This window comes from Phaeobacter porticola (genome assembly GCF_001888185.1).
Lineage (GTDB): Bacteria > Pseudomonadota > Alphaproteobacteria > Rhodobacterales > Rhodobacteraceae > Phaeobacter > Phaeobacter porticola.
The window spans coordinates 2,095,246-2,109,292 of the sequence record NZ_CP016364.1 but is presented as its reverse complement, the minus strand read 5'-3'; the positions used below and the strand labels follow the sequence as shown (position 1 = coordinate 2,109,292).

Annotated in this window: 14 protein-coding genes and 5 tRNA genes; 13 read left to right on the top strand and 6 right to left on the bottom strand. The window is 58.0% G+C overall.

Annotated features, from left to right (window positions below; all coding sequences use genetic code 11):
• Nucleotides 1-192: 192 nt before the first annotated feature.
• Both PhaeoP97_RS10130 and PhaeoP97_RS10125 read right to left on the bottom strand, forming a co-directional pair.
• Nucleotides 193-471: an NfeD family protein gene (locus PhaeoP97_RS10130; protein ID WP_072504959.1), complete on the bottom strand. Its 279-nt coding sequence runs from the start codon at nucleotides 469-471 to the stop codon at nucleotides 193-195.
• On the bottom strand, nucleotides 468-1,361 hold the full coding sequence (locus PhaeoP97_RS10125; protein ID WP_014875050.1) for an SPFH domain-containing protein: 894 nt from the start codon (nucleotides 1,359-1,361) through the stop codon (nucleotides 468-470). Before PhaeoP97_RS10125 ends, PhaeoP97_RS10130 begins: the two co-directional genes overlap by 4 nt.
• Nucleotides 1,362-1,708: 347 nt before the next feature.
• Between PhaeoP97_RS10125 and tgt the strand changes: the two genes are divergently transcribed.
• From tgt to lon, 5 genes are all read left to right on the top strand, one after another.
• Complete coding sequence (gene tgt, locus PhaeoP97_RS10120) at nucleotides 1,709-2,839, top strand: tRNA guanosine(34) transglycosylase Tgt (protein ID WP_072506408.1); 1,131 nt, start codon at nucleotides 1,709-1,711, stop codon at nucleotides 2,837-2,839.
• The gene (locus PhaeoP97_RS10115; RefSeq protein ID WP_157891245.1) at nucleotides 2,836-3,612 is read left to right on the top strand and encodes a hypothetical protein; all 777 of its coding nucleotides are present in this window, start codon (nucleotides 2,836-2,838) and stop codon (nucleotides 3,610-3,612) included. The genes tgt and PhaeoP97_RS10115 overlap by 4 nt, the downstream gene beginning before the upstream one ends.
• A 98-nt stretch (nucleotides 3,613-3,710) precedes the next feature.
• On the top strand, nucleotides 3,711-4,061 hold the full coding sequence (locus tag PhaeoP97_RS10110; RefSeq protein ID WP_237028922.1) for a hypothetical protein: 351 nt from the start codon (nucleotides 3,711-3,713) through the stop codon (nucleotides 4,059-4,061).
• Nucleotides 4,062-4,336: 275 nt separating this feature from the next.
• Nucleotides 4,337-4,489 (top strand): hypothetical protein, encoded by a 153-nt coding sequence (locus PhaeoP97_RS20300; protein ID WP_157891244.1) that lies wholly within the window; start codon nucleotides 4,337-4,339, stop codon nucleotides 4,487-4,489.
• Nucleotides 4,490-4,769: 280 nt separating this feature from the next.
• Nucleotides 4,770-7,184 (top strand): endopeptidase La, encoded by a 2,415-nt coding sequence (lon, locus tag PhaeoP97_RS10100; RefSeq protein WP_072504955.1) that lies wholly within the window; start codon nucleotides 4,770-4,772, stop codon nucleotides 7,182-7,184.
• A 186-nt stretch (nucleotides 7,185-7,370) separates the two neighbouring features.
• On the opposite strand, the gene PhaeoP97_RS10095 is transcribed toward lon, so the two are convergent.
• A complete protein-coding gene (locus PhaeoP97_RS10095; RefSeq protein ID WP_072504954.1) occupies nucleotides 7,371-7,922 on the bottom strand; it encodes a TetR/AcrR family transcriptional regulator in 552 nt (183 codons plus the stop codon).
• 69 nt (nucleotides 7,923-7,991) lie between these two features.
• Between PhaeoP97_RS10095 and PhaeoP97_RS10090 the strand changes: the two genes are divergently transcribed.
• Entirely contained in the window at nucleotides 7,992-8,363 is a 372-nt protein-coding gene (locus tag PhaeoP97_RS10090) for a VOC family protein (protein ID WP_072504953.1), read from the top strand.
• 201 nt (nucleotides 8,364-8,564) lie between these two features.
• On the opposite strand, the gene PhaeoP97_RS10085 is transcribed toward PhaeoP97_RS10090, so the two are convergent.
• Both PhaeoP97_RS10085 and PhaeoP97_RS10080 read right to left on the bottom strand, forming a co-directional pair.
• Nucleotides 8,565-8,837: a YrhK family protein gene (locus PhaeoP97_RS10085; RefSeq protein ID WP_072506407.1), complete on the bottom strand. Its 273-nt coding sequence runs from the start codon at nucleotides 8,835-8,837 to the stop codon at nucleotides 8,565-8,567.
• 247 nt (nucleotides 8,838-9,084) lie between these two features.
• Nucleotides 9,085-10,140, bottom strand: a complete 1,056-nt coding sequence (locus PhaeoP97_RS10080; RefSeq protein ID WP_072504952.1) for a Leu/Phe/Val dehydrogenase — start codon at nucleotides 10,138-10,140, stop codon at nucleotides 9,085-9,087.
• A gap of 129 nt (nucleotides 10,141-10,269) precedes the next feature.
• Between PhaeoP97_RS10080 and PhaeoP97_RS10075 the strand changes: the two genes are divergently transcribed.
• The 7 genes from PhaeoP97_RS10075 to PhaeoP97_RS10045 all read left to right on the top strand — a co-directional run bounded on the left by PhaeoP97_RS10075 (nucleotide 10,270) and on the right by PhaeoP97_RS10045 (nucleotide 12,489).
• Nucleotides 10,270-10,725 carry an Lrp/AsnC family transcriptional regulator gene (locus PhaeoP97_RS10075; RefSeq protein WP_072506406.1) on the top strand — a complete coding sequence of 152 codons (456 nt, stop codon included), beginning with the start codon at nucleotides 10,270-10,272 and terminating at the stop codon, nucleotides 10,723-10,725.
• A 149-nt stretch (nucleotides 10,726-10,874) separates the two neighbouring features.
• Nucleotides 10,875-10,949, top strand: a tRNA-Val gene (locus tag PhaeoP97_RS10070).
• Between the two features lie 145 nt (nucleotides 10,950-11,094).
• Nucleotides 11,095-11,664 carry a histidine phosphatase family protein gene (locus PhaeoP97_RS10065; RefSeq protein ID WP_072504951.1) on the top strand — a complete coding sequence of 190 codons (570 nt, stop codon included), beginning with the start codon at nucleotides 11,095-11,097 and terminating at the stop codon, nucleotides 11,662-11,664.
• A 77-nt stretch (nucleotides 11,665-11,741) separates the two neighbouring features.
• Nucleotides 11,742-11,817, top strand: a tRNA-Val gene (locus PhaeoP97_RS10060).
• Nucleotides 11,818-12,121: 304 nt separating this feature from the next.
• Nucleotides 12,122-12,198, top strand: a tRNA-Asp gene (locus tag PhaeoP97_RS10055).
• 50 nt (nucleotides 12,199-12,248) lie between these two features.
• Nucleotides 12,249-12,325: transfer RNA gene (locus tag PhaeoP97_RS10050), tRNA-Asp, on the top strand.
• 87 nt (nucleotides 12,326-12,412) lie between these two features.
• Nucleotides 12,413-12,489, top strand: a tRNA-Asp gene (locus PhaeoP97_RS10045).
• Nucleotides 12,490-12,626: 137 nt separating this feature from the next.
• Here PhaeoP97_RS10045 and PhaeoP97_RS10040 read toward each other — a convergent pair.
• A complete protein-coding gene (locus tag PhaeoP97_RS10040) occupies nucleotides 12,627-14,018 on the bottom strand; it encodes a M20/M25/M40 family metallo-hydrolase (RefSeq protein WP_072504950.1) in 1,392 nt (463 codons plus the stop codon).
• Between the last annotated feature and the right edge of the window lie 29 nt (nucleotides 14,019-14,047).

Genomic DNA, 14,047 nt, shown 5'->3' with positions numbered 1-14,047 from the left:
TGACGGATTTTCTGTGCAGAAGACTGAACGCTGTAGGGCCGTTGCCGCCCTACAGATCCGCGTTTCGCGCAGAGCGTGATTGAGACACGTGCCAGTGTTGCACGGCGGTAACTCACGTTGTGATAGGATGCCATATCAGGGAATCAGAAATATCTGATAGCCCCGCCCAAGATCCATTGGGCGGGGTTTTTGTCAGTCGTTGATATCGCGATCAAAGTGTTTCACCTGACCCTTTGGTCCCTTGAAGAAGTGGCGGAGCACCAGCCAGGCAATCAGGGAGAGGGTCGCGTAGATCAGCAGCAGCACAGGCAAGGTAATGCTGCCCGCGGGCATGATGGCCAGCAGCAAGGCAACCACTACGCCGCCCAGAGCGAAGCCGAGAAAAATGAAGCCCGGCGCCAGAATCTCGACAATGCCGAGGCCGATGGCCAGGGCGATCCAGACCCACCAGACCGACAGGAGGGCGGTCATTTCCCGCTACCTTTCAGCATGTTGAAGGCATTGCCGAAAGCCTCGATCGCATTTGCGGGCACCAGAATGGTCTGTTTGCCTTCACCGGCGCCAAGGGCGTTGAGCGCCTCAACCTGTTTCAGGGCCACCTGATATTGCGCGGCTTCGATGCCATGGTCGGAAATGGCTTTGGCGACCACCTGGGTGGCGTAGGCTTCGGCGTCAGCCTGAATGCGGCGGGCCTTGGCGATTTGCTCGGCGGCGTAGAGTTCGGCGTCGGCGTTCAGTTCAACCGCGCGCTTCTGGCCCTCGGCCTCGGTCACCTGGGCGCGGCGGGCCCGCTCTGCGTTCAGCTGTTGCAACATGGCGTCGCGGGTGGCCTGATCAAGGTTTACGTCCAGGATCTCGGCGCGGGTCACTTCGATGCCCCAATCATCCACAGCGCTTTCGACGAGATGCTGGATCTGGCCGATCAGCTGCGAGCGGTTTGACTGCACCTCGTCCAGGTCCATCTTGCCGATCTCAGCCCGCACGATACCGGCCACAGTGGTGGCAATGGCGCCGTCCACGTCACGGATCCGGTAGACGGTCTTTTCCGGTTCCAGAATGCGGTAGAACACCGAGGTGTCGATCTGCACCAAAACGTTGTCTTTGGTGATGGCGTCCTGGCTGGCATTGGGCAGCTGGCGTTCCAGGATGGAGACCTTATGGGCGACGGCGTCCAGCAGGGGGACGATAAAGTTGATACCCGGCCCAAGCACCGCATGCAGGCGCCCAAAGCGTTCAACCACATATTTTTCGGACTGCGGCACGATGCGGATGCCTTTGAAGATCAGGATCATCAAGAAGATTGCGCCCAGAATATAGATGATATTCTGTGTCAGCAGAGAGAGCAGGAGTTCTTCGGACATTTTGCCTCACAATATATTTGTATACTATAGTATGCACTTGGGAGTCTGTGGGCGTGATTTCAAGATCAGCTGCCAGACCCTAGGTCCCGATCTCTATGGCCCGCGCAGTGTTGGCAGACAAGGGGAAGCGGACGCGGCGTGCCGCATCGCTGCTGTCTGAGAGCCAAGCGCAGTGTTCGGGAAAGGCGCACTGCAGGCTTGAAAACCAGCCAGAGATCGGGCACATCCGGCAGGCTGTGCCGGTTGGGTTTCTGATCGCGCAGAGCAGGGTTCAGGTGGCAGATGATCCCGTTGGAAAATCACCCGCGGTGGCGGGACCTCGCGTACGACAGCCCAAGGAAGATATCATGGCACCCAAAATCTCGTTTGACCTGAAAGCCACCGATGGCAAGGCCCGCACCGGGGTGATCAATACACCGCGCGGGGAGATCCGCACGCCTGCCTTCATGCCGGTTGGCACGGCCGCAACCGTAAAGGCGATGATGCCGGAGAGCGTGCGTGCGACCGGGGCGGATATCCTCTTGGGCAATACCTATCATCTGATGCTGCGCCCCACGGCGGAGCGGATCGACCGCCTGGGCGGGTTGCACAAGTTCATGAACTGGGAGCGGCCGATTCTGACCGACAGTGGCGGGTTTCAGGTGATGTCGCTGGCAGGACTGCGCAAGCTGACGGAAAAGGGCGTGACCTTCAAAAGCCATGTGGATGGCTCCAAGCATGAGCTGACGCCGGAACGCTCGATGGAGATCCAGAAGCTCTTGGGATCCGATATCGTGATGTGTTTTGACGAATGCCCGGCGCTGCCTGCGGACCGCGACCGCATTGCTGAATCAATGCGCCTGTCAATGCGGTGGGCCGAGCGGTCGCGCGAGGCCTTTGGCGACCGTCCGGGCCATGCGCTGTTTGGCATTATGCAGGGCGGGCTGGAACAGGATCTGCGCGAAGAAAGCGCCGAGGCGCTGACGAAGATCGGTTTTGAGGGCTATGCGGTGGGCGGCCTTGCGGTCGGTGAGGGGCAGGAGGCGATGTTTGATTGTCTTGATTATGCCCCCGGTTTCCTGCCCGAGGACAAGCCGCGCTATCTGATGGGCGTGGGCAAGCCTGACGATATCGTTGGCGCGGTGGCCCGTGGCATCGACATGATGGACTGCGTGCTGCCGTCGCGGTCTGGTCGGACGGGACAGGCGTTTACCCGCTACGGTGTGGTCAATATCAAAAACGCCCGCCATCAGGACGACCCTCGCCCGCTGGATGAGACTTGCAGCTGCCCGGCGTGCAGCAACTATTCCCGCGCCTATCTACACCATGTGTTCCGCTCCAACGAGATGATCTCCGGCATGCTGCTGACCTGGCACAACCTGCATTATTTTCAGGAGATCATGGGCGGCATGCGCGACGCGATCGCAGCGGGGACGTTTGAGGCCTGGCAAAAGGACTTCCACGACACCCGCGCGCAAGGCGATATCGAGCGGCTTTGATCACAAGCCAAAAAAACGACTACGCGCCAGCAGTGAATTTGAAATTACGTCTTTTTCTCCAGTATGGAATTGATCCGATGAATTTTTTGACACGCGTCACAGTTTGTTTGGGCACTGTTTTGAGCCTCTCTGCATGCATGGAGGGCGGCAGCTCATCATCCCGACCTCCCAAACAGCTGAGCTTTCAAGATGTTGCCGCGATGGAGCTCTATCAGCGCGGTGGCGATAGACCCTTTTTTGATGGTGGCCTTGCTGCCAAGAGAGTCTCGGCTGCAGTGCTTTTTGTTCCGGGTGGTGCAGCGCGGCATGATGCCGTCAGGGGTAACGCCGTCTACTTTCAAGTTACCGTAGGCACATCAGAAAGCACTTTCCGTCCGCCTGCGCATTTGCCGAGCAGTGTTTTTGCCGGGCTATCAAAGCCTGAGCTGGTTGCACTTCACAGTGACCTGACTTCCGGCCGGACGTCAGGGCGTGTCTTGGGACTGGCGAAAACGGCCGCACGCCAGACAATTTGTGCCGCTGGCACGGTGAGCCTTGATGACAGACCGATTCGCGAGGGCGTTCCGTTGACACCCCAGCAACAGGCCCGTGTGAATGCGGCGCTAGGCGGTCGTTTGGATCGAATTCTGGAGATGAAAAAAGAGGACTTTGACCGGCTCGGAATTGGCTTTGTTTTGAATCGTGAAACCAGGCCGGTACCGAATTTCTACTACAAAACTTATCGCTACAGCGGTACCAAATCAGCTTTACTGAGGATGAAATGCTTGTTCTAGGGAGGAGTGTCGGGCTTATTGCGCTATGTCTTGCCGCGTGCGGCGGGCCGGAGACTACCAAATTCAATCCCACCGTACACCAGATCTCTGAGGAGAGATTGGCCTATCCCTCCTCTGGGGCGACCTATCTGCACTGGCACAAGGGGCATGGCTACCAAGTCACCTACTACAGCGAAAAGCATGTCTGGCTTTGGTATCCCGGAAACAGGGCTGCGCTTCGTGGGGATTGGGTCCAAGAGCTTGTCGCGGGGGAGTATTACCTCTGCTTCACCTATCCTCACAGCTCCTACAATCCTGTGACGGGTGATGTCGGTGGTCAAAAAGAATGCCAGTTGCAGACCGTTCTGGGTGGGGCGCTTGCGGGCGCGTTGGCTGGTGATGTGTACAACTTGTCATCGGGCAGGGTCCCGTATGTGCTGCGCAGGAATAAACGACCTGCCGAATTTTGAGGCGCGGACTGACGGTGCTAATCGGGAGCGGCGGGTAGTCGGTTTGTAAGACCTTCCGGGACACCCGCGCGAGGCGATATTGAGCGGCTTTGATTGAGGTGAGGGAGGGCCGCTGGATCCGCGCCTAATGTTGCCTGTGGTCCCTTTGCGTTGTGTTCGTGTTGTTGAAAACTTGAGCAAATGTTCACCGGCGGGTCTCTCGCTGAACACCTTTGCGCCACAAATCAGCAGTGAACTGCGAGGCAGGCATATAACGACCCAAGTGGAGAGATCCGATGAATGACACCGCTTCGACTGGACTGGCGCATTGTTCGCTGATGATTTTTCTGGCCGCGGGGGTGGCGATTTTTGCGCTGATGGATGATGGGGGTGACCCCATTGCACGCGGCGGCAGTTTGGGCCATCTGAGCGTAAATTCAATCGACTGACCTATCCGCGCGCAGGGCCTGAGATATGCCAACCTGGAGCTGGTTGTTAACAGAGATTACGAAAGGGCGGTCCGTGGTGGCTGCCCTTCACCATTTGGTATCCTTGCCGTCATTTGCGCCCTTGTGATCCGGTTCTGCTGCGGGCAATGTGACACCAAACATTGAGGCACGGCGGTTGAAATCCCCCTTCCGCTGCACCAGATAACAAAACCAATGAGGAGACGCGCCAAAGCTGCCGACAATCGGGGCGGGGGCGTCTTGCCAAATCAAAGGACCGAGTATGCAAGAGCCACTCAATTCATCCTACCCCGTCCTGCCGCTGCGCGATATCGTTGTGTTCCCGCATATGATTGTGCCGCTGTTTGTCGGGCGGGAAAAATCCGTGCGGGCCCTGGAAGAGGTGATGACGGATGACAAGCAGATCCTGCTGTCCAGTCAGATCGACCCGGCCGAAGACGACCCGCAATCCGATGGTATCTACAATGTTGGCGTTCTGGCCAATGTGCTACAGCTGCTGAAGCTGCCCGATGGCACCGTGAAGGTGCTGGTCGAAGGCCATGCGCGGGTGAAGATCACCGAATATCTGGAAAACGACAATTTCTTTGAGGCGCGGGCAGAGTATCTGACCGAGATGCCCGGCGATATCACCACTGTTGAGGCGCTGCTGCGTACCGTCGGCGATGAGTTCGAGCGCTACGCAAAGGTCCGCAAGAACATCCCGGAAGAGGCGCTGAGCGCCGTTGGTGAGACCACCGAACCGGCCAAGCTGGCGGATCTGATCGCCGGCCACTTGGGCATTGAAGTCGACAATAAGCAGGATCTGCTGGAGACGCTGTCGATCAGCGAACGTCTGGAGAAGGTCTATGGCCTGATGCAGGGCGAGCTGTCGGTGCTGCAGGTCGAGAAGAAGATCAAGACCCGCGTCAAGACACAGATGGAGAAGACCCAGCGCGAATATTACCTGAATGAGCAGATGAAAGCCATTCAAAAGGAGCTGGGCGACAGTGAGGACGGCTCCAACGAGGTGGCCGAGCTGGAAGCCAAGATCGCCGAGACGAAACTCTCTAAAGAGGCGCGTGAAAAGGCCGAGGGTGAGCTGAAGAAGCTTAAGAATATGTCGCCGATGTCGGCAGAGGCTACAGTCGTGCGCAATTACCTCGACTGGATCCTGGCGCTGCCCTGGGGCACCAAATCGCGCGTGAAGAAAGACCTGAGCCGCGCTCAGGACATTCTGGATGCGGACCATTATGGTCTGGAAAAGGTCAAGGAACGCATTGTCGAGTATCTCGCGGTGCAGCAGCGTTCTGCCAAGCTGAAAGGCCCGATCCTGTGCCTCGTCGGCCCTCCGGGTGTTGGTAAAACCTCGCTGGGTAAATCGGTGGCCAAAGCGACCGGTCGCGAGTTTATCCGCATTTCCCTTGGTGGGGTGCGGGATGAGAGCGAGATCCGCGGTCACCGCCGGACCTATATTGGGTCCATGCCCGGCAAGATCATTCAGGCGCTGAAAAAGGCCAAGACCACCAACCCGCTGATCCTGCTCGATGAAATCGACAAGATGGGCCAGGATTTCCGTGGCGATCCGGCGAGCGCCATGCTGGAAGTGCTGGATCCGGAACAGAACGCGACTTTCATGGACCACTATCTGGAAGTGGAATATGACCTGTCGAACGTGATGTTCCTGACCACATCGAACAGCTACAATATGCCGGGGCCGCTGCTGGACCGGATGGAGATCATTCCACTGTCGGGTTATACCGAGGACGAAAAGCGTGAGATCGCCAAGCAGCATCTGGTCTCCAAGCAGGTGAAGAACCACGGCCTGAAGGCCAAGGAGTTCGAGCTGACCGATGAGGCGCTGACCGAGATCATTCGCACCTATACCCGTGAGGCGGGGGTGCGGAATTTGGAACGTGAAATCGCCAAAGTGGCACGGAAATCGCTGACCAAAATCGTGAAGAAAGAGGCGGATAATGTCTCGGTCACAGCGGATAATCTTGATGATTTCCTTGGGGTTGCGAAGTACCGCTATGGTCTGGCCGAGAAAGAGGACCAAGTCGGCGTTGTGACCGGTTTGGCCTACACTTCGGTTGGCGGTGAACTGCTGAGCATTGAGGCGCTGCGCCTGCCGGGCAAAGGTCGGATGAAGACCACCGGCAAGCTGGGCGATGTGATGAAGGAGTCGATTGAGGCCGCATCGAGCTATGTGCGCTCGATTTCACCGCAGCTTGGGGTGAAGCCTCCGAAGTTCGACAAGATTGATATCCACGTGCACGTGCCGGACGGCGCCACGCCAAAAGATGGTCCAAGCGCCGGTCTGGCGATGGTGACAGCGATTGTGTCGGTGCTGACGGGCATTCCGGTCCGCAAGGACATCGCAATGACCGGTGAGGTCACGCTTCGTGGCAACGCCACGGCCATTGGTGGTCTGAAGGAAAAACTGCTGGCGGCACTGCGCGGCGGCATCAAAACCGTGTTGATCCCGCAGGAAAATGAAAAAGACCTGCCGGACATCCCGGACAATGTGAAGGCCGGGCTGACCATCATTCCCGTCAGCCATGTGTCCGAGGTGCTGAAACACGCGCTGACAGCGACGCCCGAACCCATCGAATGGGACGAGGCCGCCGAAGAAGCCGCTGCAGCCGCGAAGGCCGCCCTGGGTTCCAGCGATGACGGCGCAGGTGCCATAGCGCATTGATCTGGACTACGGGCGCTGCTCGTAAACTGTTGAGATCAGTCTGCAAGAGGTAACAATTTACGGGCGGCCCTTTTCGGGTCGCCTTACTTGCGATGGTCGATGATCGCGTGCCGGCGTGGAAGTGCGTGCTAAGACTGTGTCGACAGCTCTAAGCTCGAGCTTCTGATTTTTATACTGCAGCGAATGTCAGGTGTACGACTTCGTCGACATAAGCGCGGCGAGATCCGATATTTCCACCCTCGACAAGACATTGTTCTGCGGAAAGGGGAGCATCAGTCGCCCGATTGCTGCCCAGTAGAGCAACTTGGCTCGTGCCAGCGAAACCGACTTTGGCAAACCGGTCCTGCACAGGAGCGTCTCGGCAATGTCGATCCGCTCCTGATCAATCCTTTCCACCGCCTCAGCAACCATTGGCTTAACTGTGGACCAGGACCGGATCGCGCGCTCTAAGGCCTCCCCTGAGCAAAGCGTTTTTTGAAGTAGGTCATCCAACGCTTCAGTCGCATCGTCAATATCTTGCGCTGCCAAGGCGATTTGACCGCTTGTCATCTTAGCCCAATGAGCAATGACAGCCGCATGAAAGACTTCGAGACTCTCGAAATGGTGGTAGAAGCTACCGCGGGTAACGCTTAGTTTGTTGGCGAGTGGTTGAGCCCTCAGAGCGTTGTAACCATGCGCTTTCAATTCTTGTAAAGCCAAATCTAGCCAGTCTTCGGGGGTAAGTAAACGAGCGTCCATCACCTAGACATACACATATGTATTCTGTAGGCAAGATACACATATGTATGCTGACGAGGGAACCTGATCATGAACCGCGCTTTTTCAAACATACTGACCAGCGATGTCTCTGCCACAGCGCAGTTCTATGAAGATCTACTTGGCATGAAGCGCACCGGCGACTTCGGCTGGTTTGTGATTTTGTCTCATGACGACATGCCGGGTTTCGAGCTTGGAGTTTTAGATCACAGCCACAAGACAATCCCCGTTGGCATGACTGCCGATCCTTCCGGTATCGTCCTGACCTTTGTTGTTGAGTCTGTCGAAAACGTGCACAAGCGCGCTATCGATATGAAGGCTGAAATCATCGAAGGGCCGACCAACTTACCTTACGGTCAAAGGCGTCTGATGCTGAGAGATCCGGCTGGCACGGCGGTAGATGTAAGCGCGCCAATAGTTTGATGCCCCAAAAGCTACCATTGTAATCTTTTGCGCGAACGTAGGCGCGTGTGACGTTCAAACTGGCAAAATCTTTGCAGAGGTCTACTCAGAGGCAGGCTTTCGGCTCTGGGTACGTTGCGCGCTTGATTTAACACTTCAACACATTTGTAATGGGCCTATCCACTGAAGGTGAGCTTTGGACGACCCGCAGGCGGCGCTATGTCACTGACGGGTGATGTCCTCATAGTCGCCCAGCCGCAGATAGGCATATTCGCGGTAGAGTTTGATGGTCGGGCGCAGTCCAAAGAGCATTGATCCGATCAGAAACAGCCAGGTGCCGACATAGGTCGTGGAGTCCTGAAAAAACAGCATACTGCCCACCACGAACAGCACCGCAGCCGAGACATCGACAATGGTGTAGGCGATTTCGCAATAGGCGTAGATCTTTTTGTGTCGATCACTGCGGTTGCGATTGTCGGGGTGGAACAGGGACATGCGGTTCTCCTTTGGGTGTTCTTTTGTGCTGCTGTCATCAAACGCCTGAAGGGCGGTTTGGTTCAACGCCTGTCTGCAGGGTGGATCCGCTGGGCACAAAAAGGGCAACCCATCTGGGCTGCCCTCTCTGTTTGGTCGTATCTCCCCCCGACTAGATAGGGGGGCTTCCGTCTGGCGCCCGCTCTTTGGTGGCGGGGTTGGTTGACGGCCCCACAGAAGGGGGCGCGTTGAATGGTGTTTCCGTGGCTTAGGCGGCTTTCGGCGCCATTTTGGCCTGTACGGTGGCGATGGCGACGGCGTCGGGGCTGACATCATCTGCGGCCGCCTGCGTCAGGATCGCAGCCATGGTCACCTCAAGCGCCTCCAGCCGGTCCGCGACAAAGCTGTTGCGGTTGCTGATTTTCTGGATCTCTGTCGCCACATTGATGATGCCGCCACCATTGGCAACGAAATCGGGGGCGTAGAGAATGCCGCGCTTGTGCAGTGCGGTTGCGTCCTCGGAGGAGGCCAGCTGGTTGTTGGCGCCACCGGCCACCAGAGCCACCTTCAGCTGCGGGATGGTGTCGCTGTTGAGGATGCCGCCAATGGCGCAGGGGGCAAAGATATCCGCCTCAACCGCATAGATCTCATCCGGGGCGACGGCTGTGGCACCGAAGGCCTCGACCGCGCGGGTGACCTGCGCCGTGTTCACATCGGTGACGATCAGTTTGGCACCGGCCTTGTTGAGGAAGTCGCAGAGGTACCAGCCCACGTGACCCAGACCCTGAACGGAGACAACCCGATCGGTGAGGTCGATCTGACCCGTCTTATGCTCCCATGCGGTACGGATGGCGTTGAAGATGCCACGCGCAGTGATGGGGGAGGGATCGCCGGAGGCGTATTCCCCATCGGCCAACCCGGCGACGGAGGTGGTTTCCTCGGCCAGGATCGCCATATCTTCGGGGCTCATGCCCATATCTTCGGCGGTGATGTAGCGGCCATCCAGATTGTCGATTGCGCGGGCAAAGGCGCGCAGCAGCTCGGGTGTTTTCTGGGTCACAGGGTCGCCGATGATCACCGCTTTGCCACCGCCAAGCGCGAGACCTGCAGCCGCGTTCTTATAGGTCATGCCTTCGCTCAGACGCTTGACATCGGTCAGGGCCTCTTCGGCGCTGGCGTAGGGACGCATCCGCAACCCACCTGCCGCCGGCCCAAGCAGGGTGGAATGCACGGCAATAAAACCAGTGAGGCCAACCGAGGCATCCTCGACCCGGTAGATTTCTTCATGTGTCGAGGTGGCGACGGGGGTGATTGTGGCTGTCATTTTTGGATTGCTCCTCCATTTCGGCAGAGAATACAGCTGGAGATCCGCCTGTTTCCTCCAAACTATGTTGTCAATGTTGCATATTTTGAAGCTTTTCTCTAATTTGGCGTGAAAACTGAGGGAAAAGACGTGGATAAGATAGATCGCAAGATTGTTGCCGCTCTTCAGGAGAATGGGCGCATCAAGATTGCTGAGCTGGCGGAGACGGTCGGCCTGTCCGCAACCCCTTGCGCGCGGCGGGTGGCCAACCTGGAGGGCAGCGGCGTTATTTCGGGTTATGCAGCGCGGGTGGATCAGGCGGCCGTTGGCCTGCCTGTTACGATTTTCGTCGAGGTCGAACTGGAGCACCAATCGACCGCGGCCTTGCAGGCCTTTGAAGCGGCAGTGCGGCGCTTTGATCAGGTCATGGAATGCTATCTGATGACCGGAAGTCGCGACATTCTTTTGCGGGTGGTGGCGCAGGATTTGGCGGATTTCGACCAGTTTCTGGAACATAGGCTGATGCGCGTGTCGGGGATCCGCAACACGCGCTCCAGCTTTACCCTGCGCACGATGATCCGCCGCAATGTGCTGCCCTCGGGATAGGCAGGGATCGGTTCGACCGGGCCAGGCTGGAATAGCGATACAGACGGCAGCATGGCTGCGGCATTGGACGGGGAAAATTGCAGCTGGGAAGATTTTTTCGCGGCGGCCCTCTTGCAGCGGCAGGCGGTGGGCGATAATACCGCCATCAAGGGTGATTAGCTCAGTGGTAGAGCGCTTCGTTCACATCGAAGATGTCAGGAGTTCAAATCTCTTATCACCCACCATTCTCTTAGTTCGCTATGATTTTTTGACGACCGTCAATGGCCTGTCATGGTGTCGCGCTTTTGCCTTCGGGCTTCTCAGTCTGTGCAAACCTGAATAGGTGTTGGGCACGCGCCCTTGCGTGGCGCAAAACGGACGAGGGCAGGCATGACATATCCGACGATCTGGTTTCTGCGACACGGGCAGACAGAGTGGAACGCGGAAGGGCGCATTCAGGGACAGCTGGAATCGCAACTCAGCCCCTTGGGGATCAGGCACGCGCATCAACAGGCGGCGTTGATGGCGCCGATCCTGGCGCGGGGGCCTGCCTGCTATGTGTCGCCTTTGGGGCGGGCGCAGCAGACGGCGAAGATTGCTTTGGGGTCGCACCCCTTTGTGACGGACACGCGGCTGGCTGAAGCGCAGGCAGGGGTGTTTCAGGGCATGACACGCGCAGAGGTCGCAGCGCGTTACCCGGATATCTATGCCACCAACCCGTTGAACCTTGATCTGTTCTGCGCCGCACCTGAGGGCGAGGGGTTCGCGGCGTTTCAGGCCCGTATTCAAGATTTCCTGGCCGGTCTGAAGGAACCTGCCGTCGTGGTGGCACATGGGTTATGGGGGCAGGTGTTGCGCGGGTTGATCTGCGGGTTGTCGCGCGCTGATATGGCGGCGCTGCCCAACGAGCAGGGCTGTATTTATCAGCTGTCTGACGGGGGCGAGCAGGTGCTGCGCTGAGGCAATGACTTTTTTCGCAGATTTCTGCGATTTACCTCTTGCGTCCAGCGTGCGCATTCTCTAAATCCCCGCTCACCGGGTCGTTAGCTCAGTTGGTAGAGCGCTTCGTTTACACCGAAGATGTCGGGAGTTCGAGCCTCTCACGACCCACCATTTCCCCCTTAAGATCAATCTGCTCTACCATTAAACACAAGCCTGATGCGGTGTGTTCTGTTGTAGTTCGTCTTCCATTTGGCCTGAACCTCCGTCTTGTCTGGCGGACCCGTGGCTATATCAGGCTCAAATCGTTGATCCGCCTTGGAAATATTGTAAAAACAGAAACTTAAGATGTTCCGTGGGGGGCGTGCGCATTTTTTTCACCGAAACGATGGAAAATGCCAAAACACTGCTTGACGATCCCTCCGTGCTGCGAATATTACAGCCCAACATTCAGCGGCGACGTTGGATGGAACAGCAAGCGGTTGTAGCTCAGTTGGTTAGAGTACCGGCCTGTCACGCCGGGGGTCGCGGGTTCGAGCCCCGTCAACCGCGCCACTGCTGTCCGCCCCGGATCCGGGTTAAGGGATCCAGATGAAAGTAAATGCGCGGTTGTAGCTCAGTTGGTTAGAGTACCGGCCTGTCACGCCGGGGGTCGCGGGTTCGAGCCCCGTCAACCGCGCCACTTTCAAATCTGCCCTGACGTTCAGGGCCCGCCCCGGAGGGGAACATATGTCAGGCGCCTGCGTCTGATTTGCCGAAAGGCTCATGCGCGGTTGTAGCTCAGTTGGTTAGAGTACCGGCCTGTCACGCCGGGGGTCGCGGGTTCGAGCCCCGTCAACCGCGCCACTTTCTTCCCTAACTTTGTGGATGAACGCACCCTTCTTCGGAAGGGTTTTTGCGTTTGTGGCGATATATGTTCGCGCCTTCGATCTGCTTGAGGGGGAGGTCTGTGGTGCGCGCCGGGGCGCACACCACTGGTTCTGTTATGTCTTGGTCAGCGCATCCAGCACGCGGGCCCAGGAGCGGATGCCTTTGTGGAAACTTTCCAGATCGTATTTCTCATTGGGGGAGTGGATCGCGTCATCCTCATTGGCAAAGCCGATCAACATCGCATCCATGCCCAGAATCGATTTGAAGAAACCGGCAATCGGGATGGACCCGCCCATGCCGCAGAACACCGCTTCGCGGTTCCATTCATCCGACAGCGCCCCCCGGGCGGCCTCGAACTCGGGGCGGGAGATGTTCATCACCGAGGCGCGCGAACCTTCCAGATCATTGTCCCATTTTACCTGGGTGTCGGGCTTCAGCCGGTCCTCGACATGTTTGCGGATTTTCAGGCGCAGGGCGTCCGGATCCATGTCGCCGACCAGACGGCAGGTGATCTTGCAATGGGCCTCAGACGGGATCACGGTTTTTGAGCCGGCACCATTATAGCCACCCCAGAGGCCGTTCACCTCCAGCGTTGGACGCGCCCATTGCTGTTCCAGCACAGAGCGGTCCTTCTCTCCGTGGGCCTGCGTGTAGCCTGCGTTCGAGAGATAGTCCTGCTCTTCAAAACCGCAGCCCTCCCACTGGCGCAGCTGGTCCTCTGGCACCTCATGCACACCGTCATAGAAGCCATCGACGGCGACTTTGCCGGTGTCTTCATCGTAGAACGACGCAATGATGCGGCTGAGTTCGCGCAGGGGGTTGAGGCCGGGGCCACCGTAATGGCCAGAGTGCAGATCAATCCGGGGGCCGATTAGGGTGAATTCGTCCTTCAGCATGCCGCGCAGCTGCGAGGAGATCGAGGGCACGCCACGCGAGACCATGGAGGTGTCGCAGATCAGCGCCAGATCCGCCTTCAGCTCAGCGGCGTGCTGTTCCATGAAGGGCACCAGCGAGGGCGAGCCGCTCTCTTCTTCGCCTTCAAAGAAGAAAGTGATGCGGCAAGGCAGGGAGCCGTTCACCGCCTGCCAGGCACGGCAGGCCTCGACAAAGGTCATCAGCTGACCCTTGTCATCAGACGCCCCACGACCGCGGATGACGGTGCCGCGCGCGGTCTCTTCCAGCTGCGGCTCAAACGGCGGGGTTTTCCACAGGTCCAGCGGATCCACCGGCTGCACGTCGTAATGACCATAGAACAGCACATGCGGCAGGCCCGCGTCCTGCGGGCCGACGTGGCCCACCACCATCGGATGGCCGGGCGTGACGCGTTTTTCCGCGTCAATCCCGATAGAGCGCAGGTCGGTTACCAGCCAATCGGCGGCCTTGTCGCAATCTTCCTTATAGGCCGGATCGGTCGAAATTGACTGGATGCGCAGCAAGTCCATCAACCGTTGGGTGGCGGCATCAAGATCGGTATCGATCCGGTCCAGGACGTCGTTCAGTGACATATTCAGGGAGCTCCTGCTGTTATGATTGG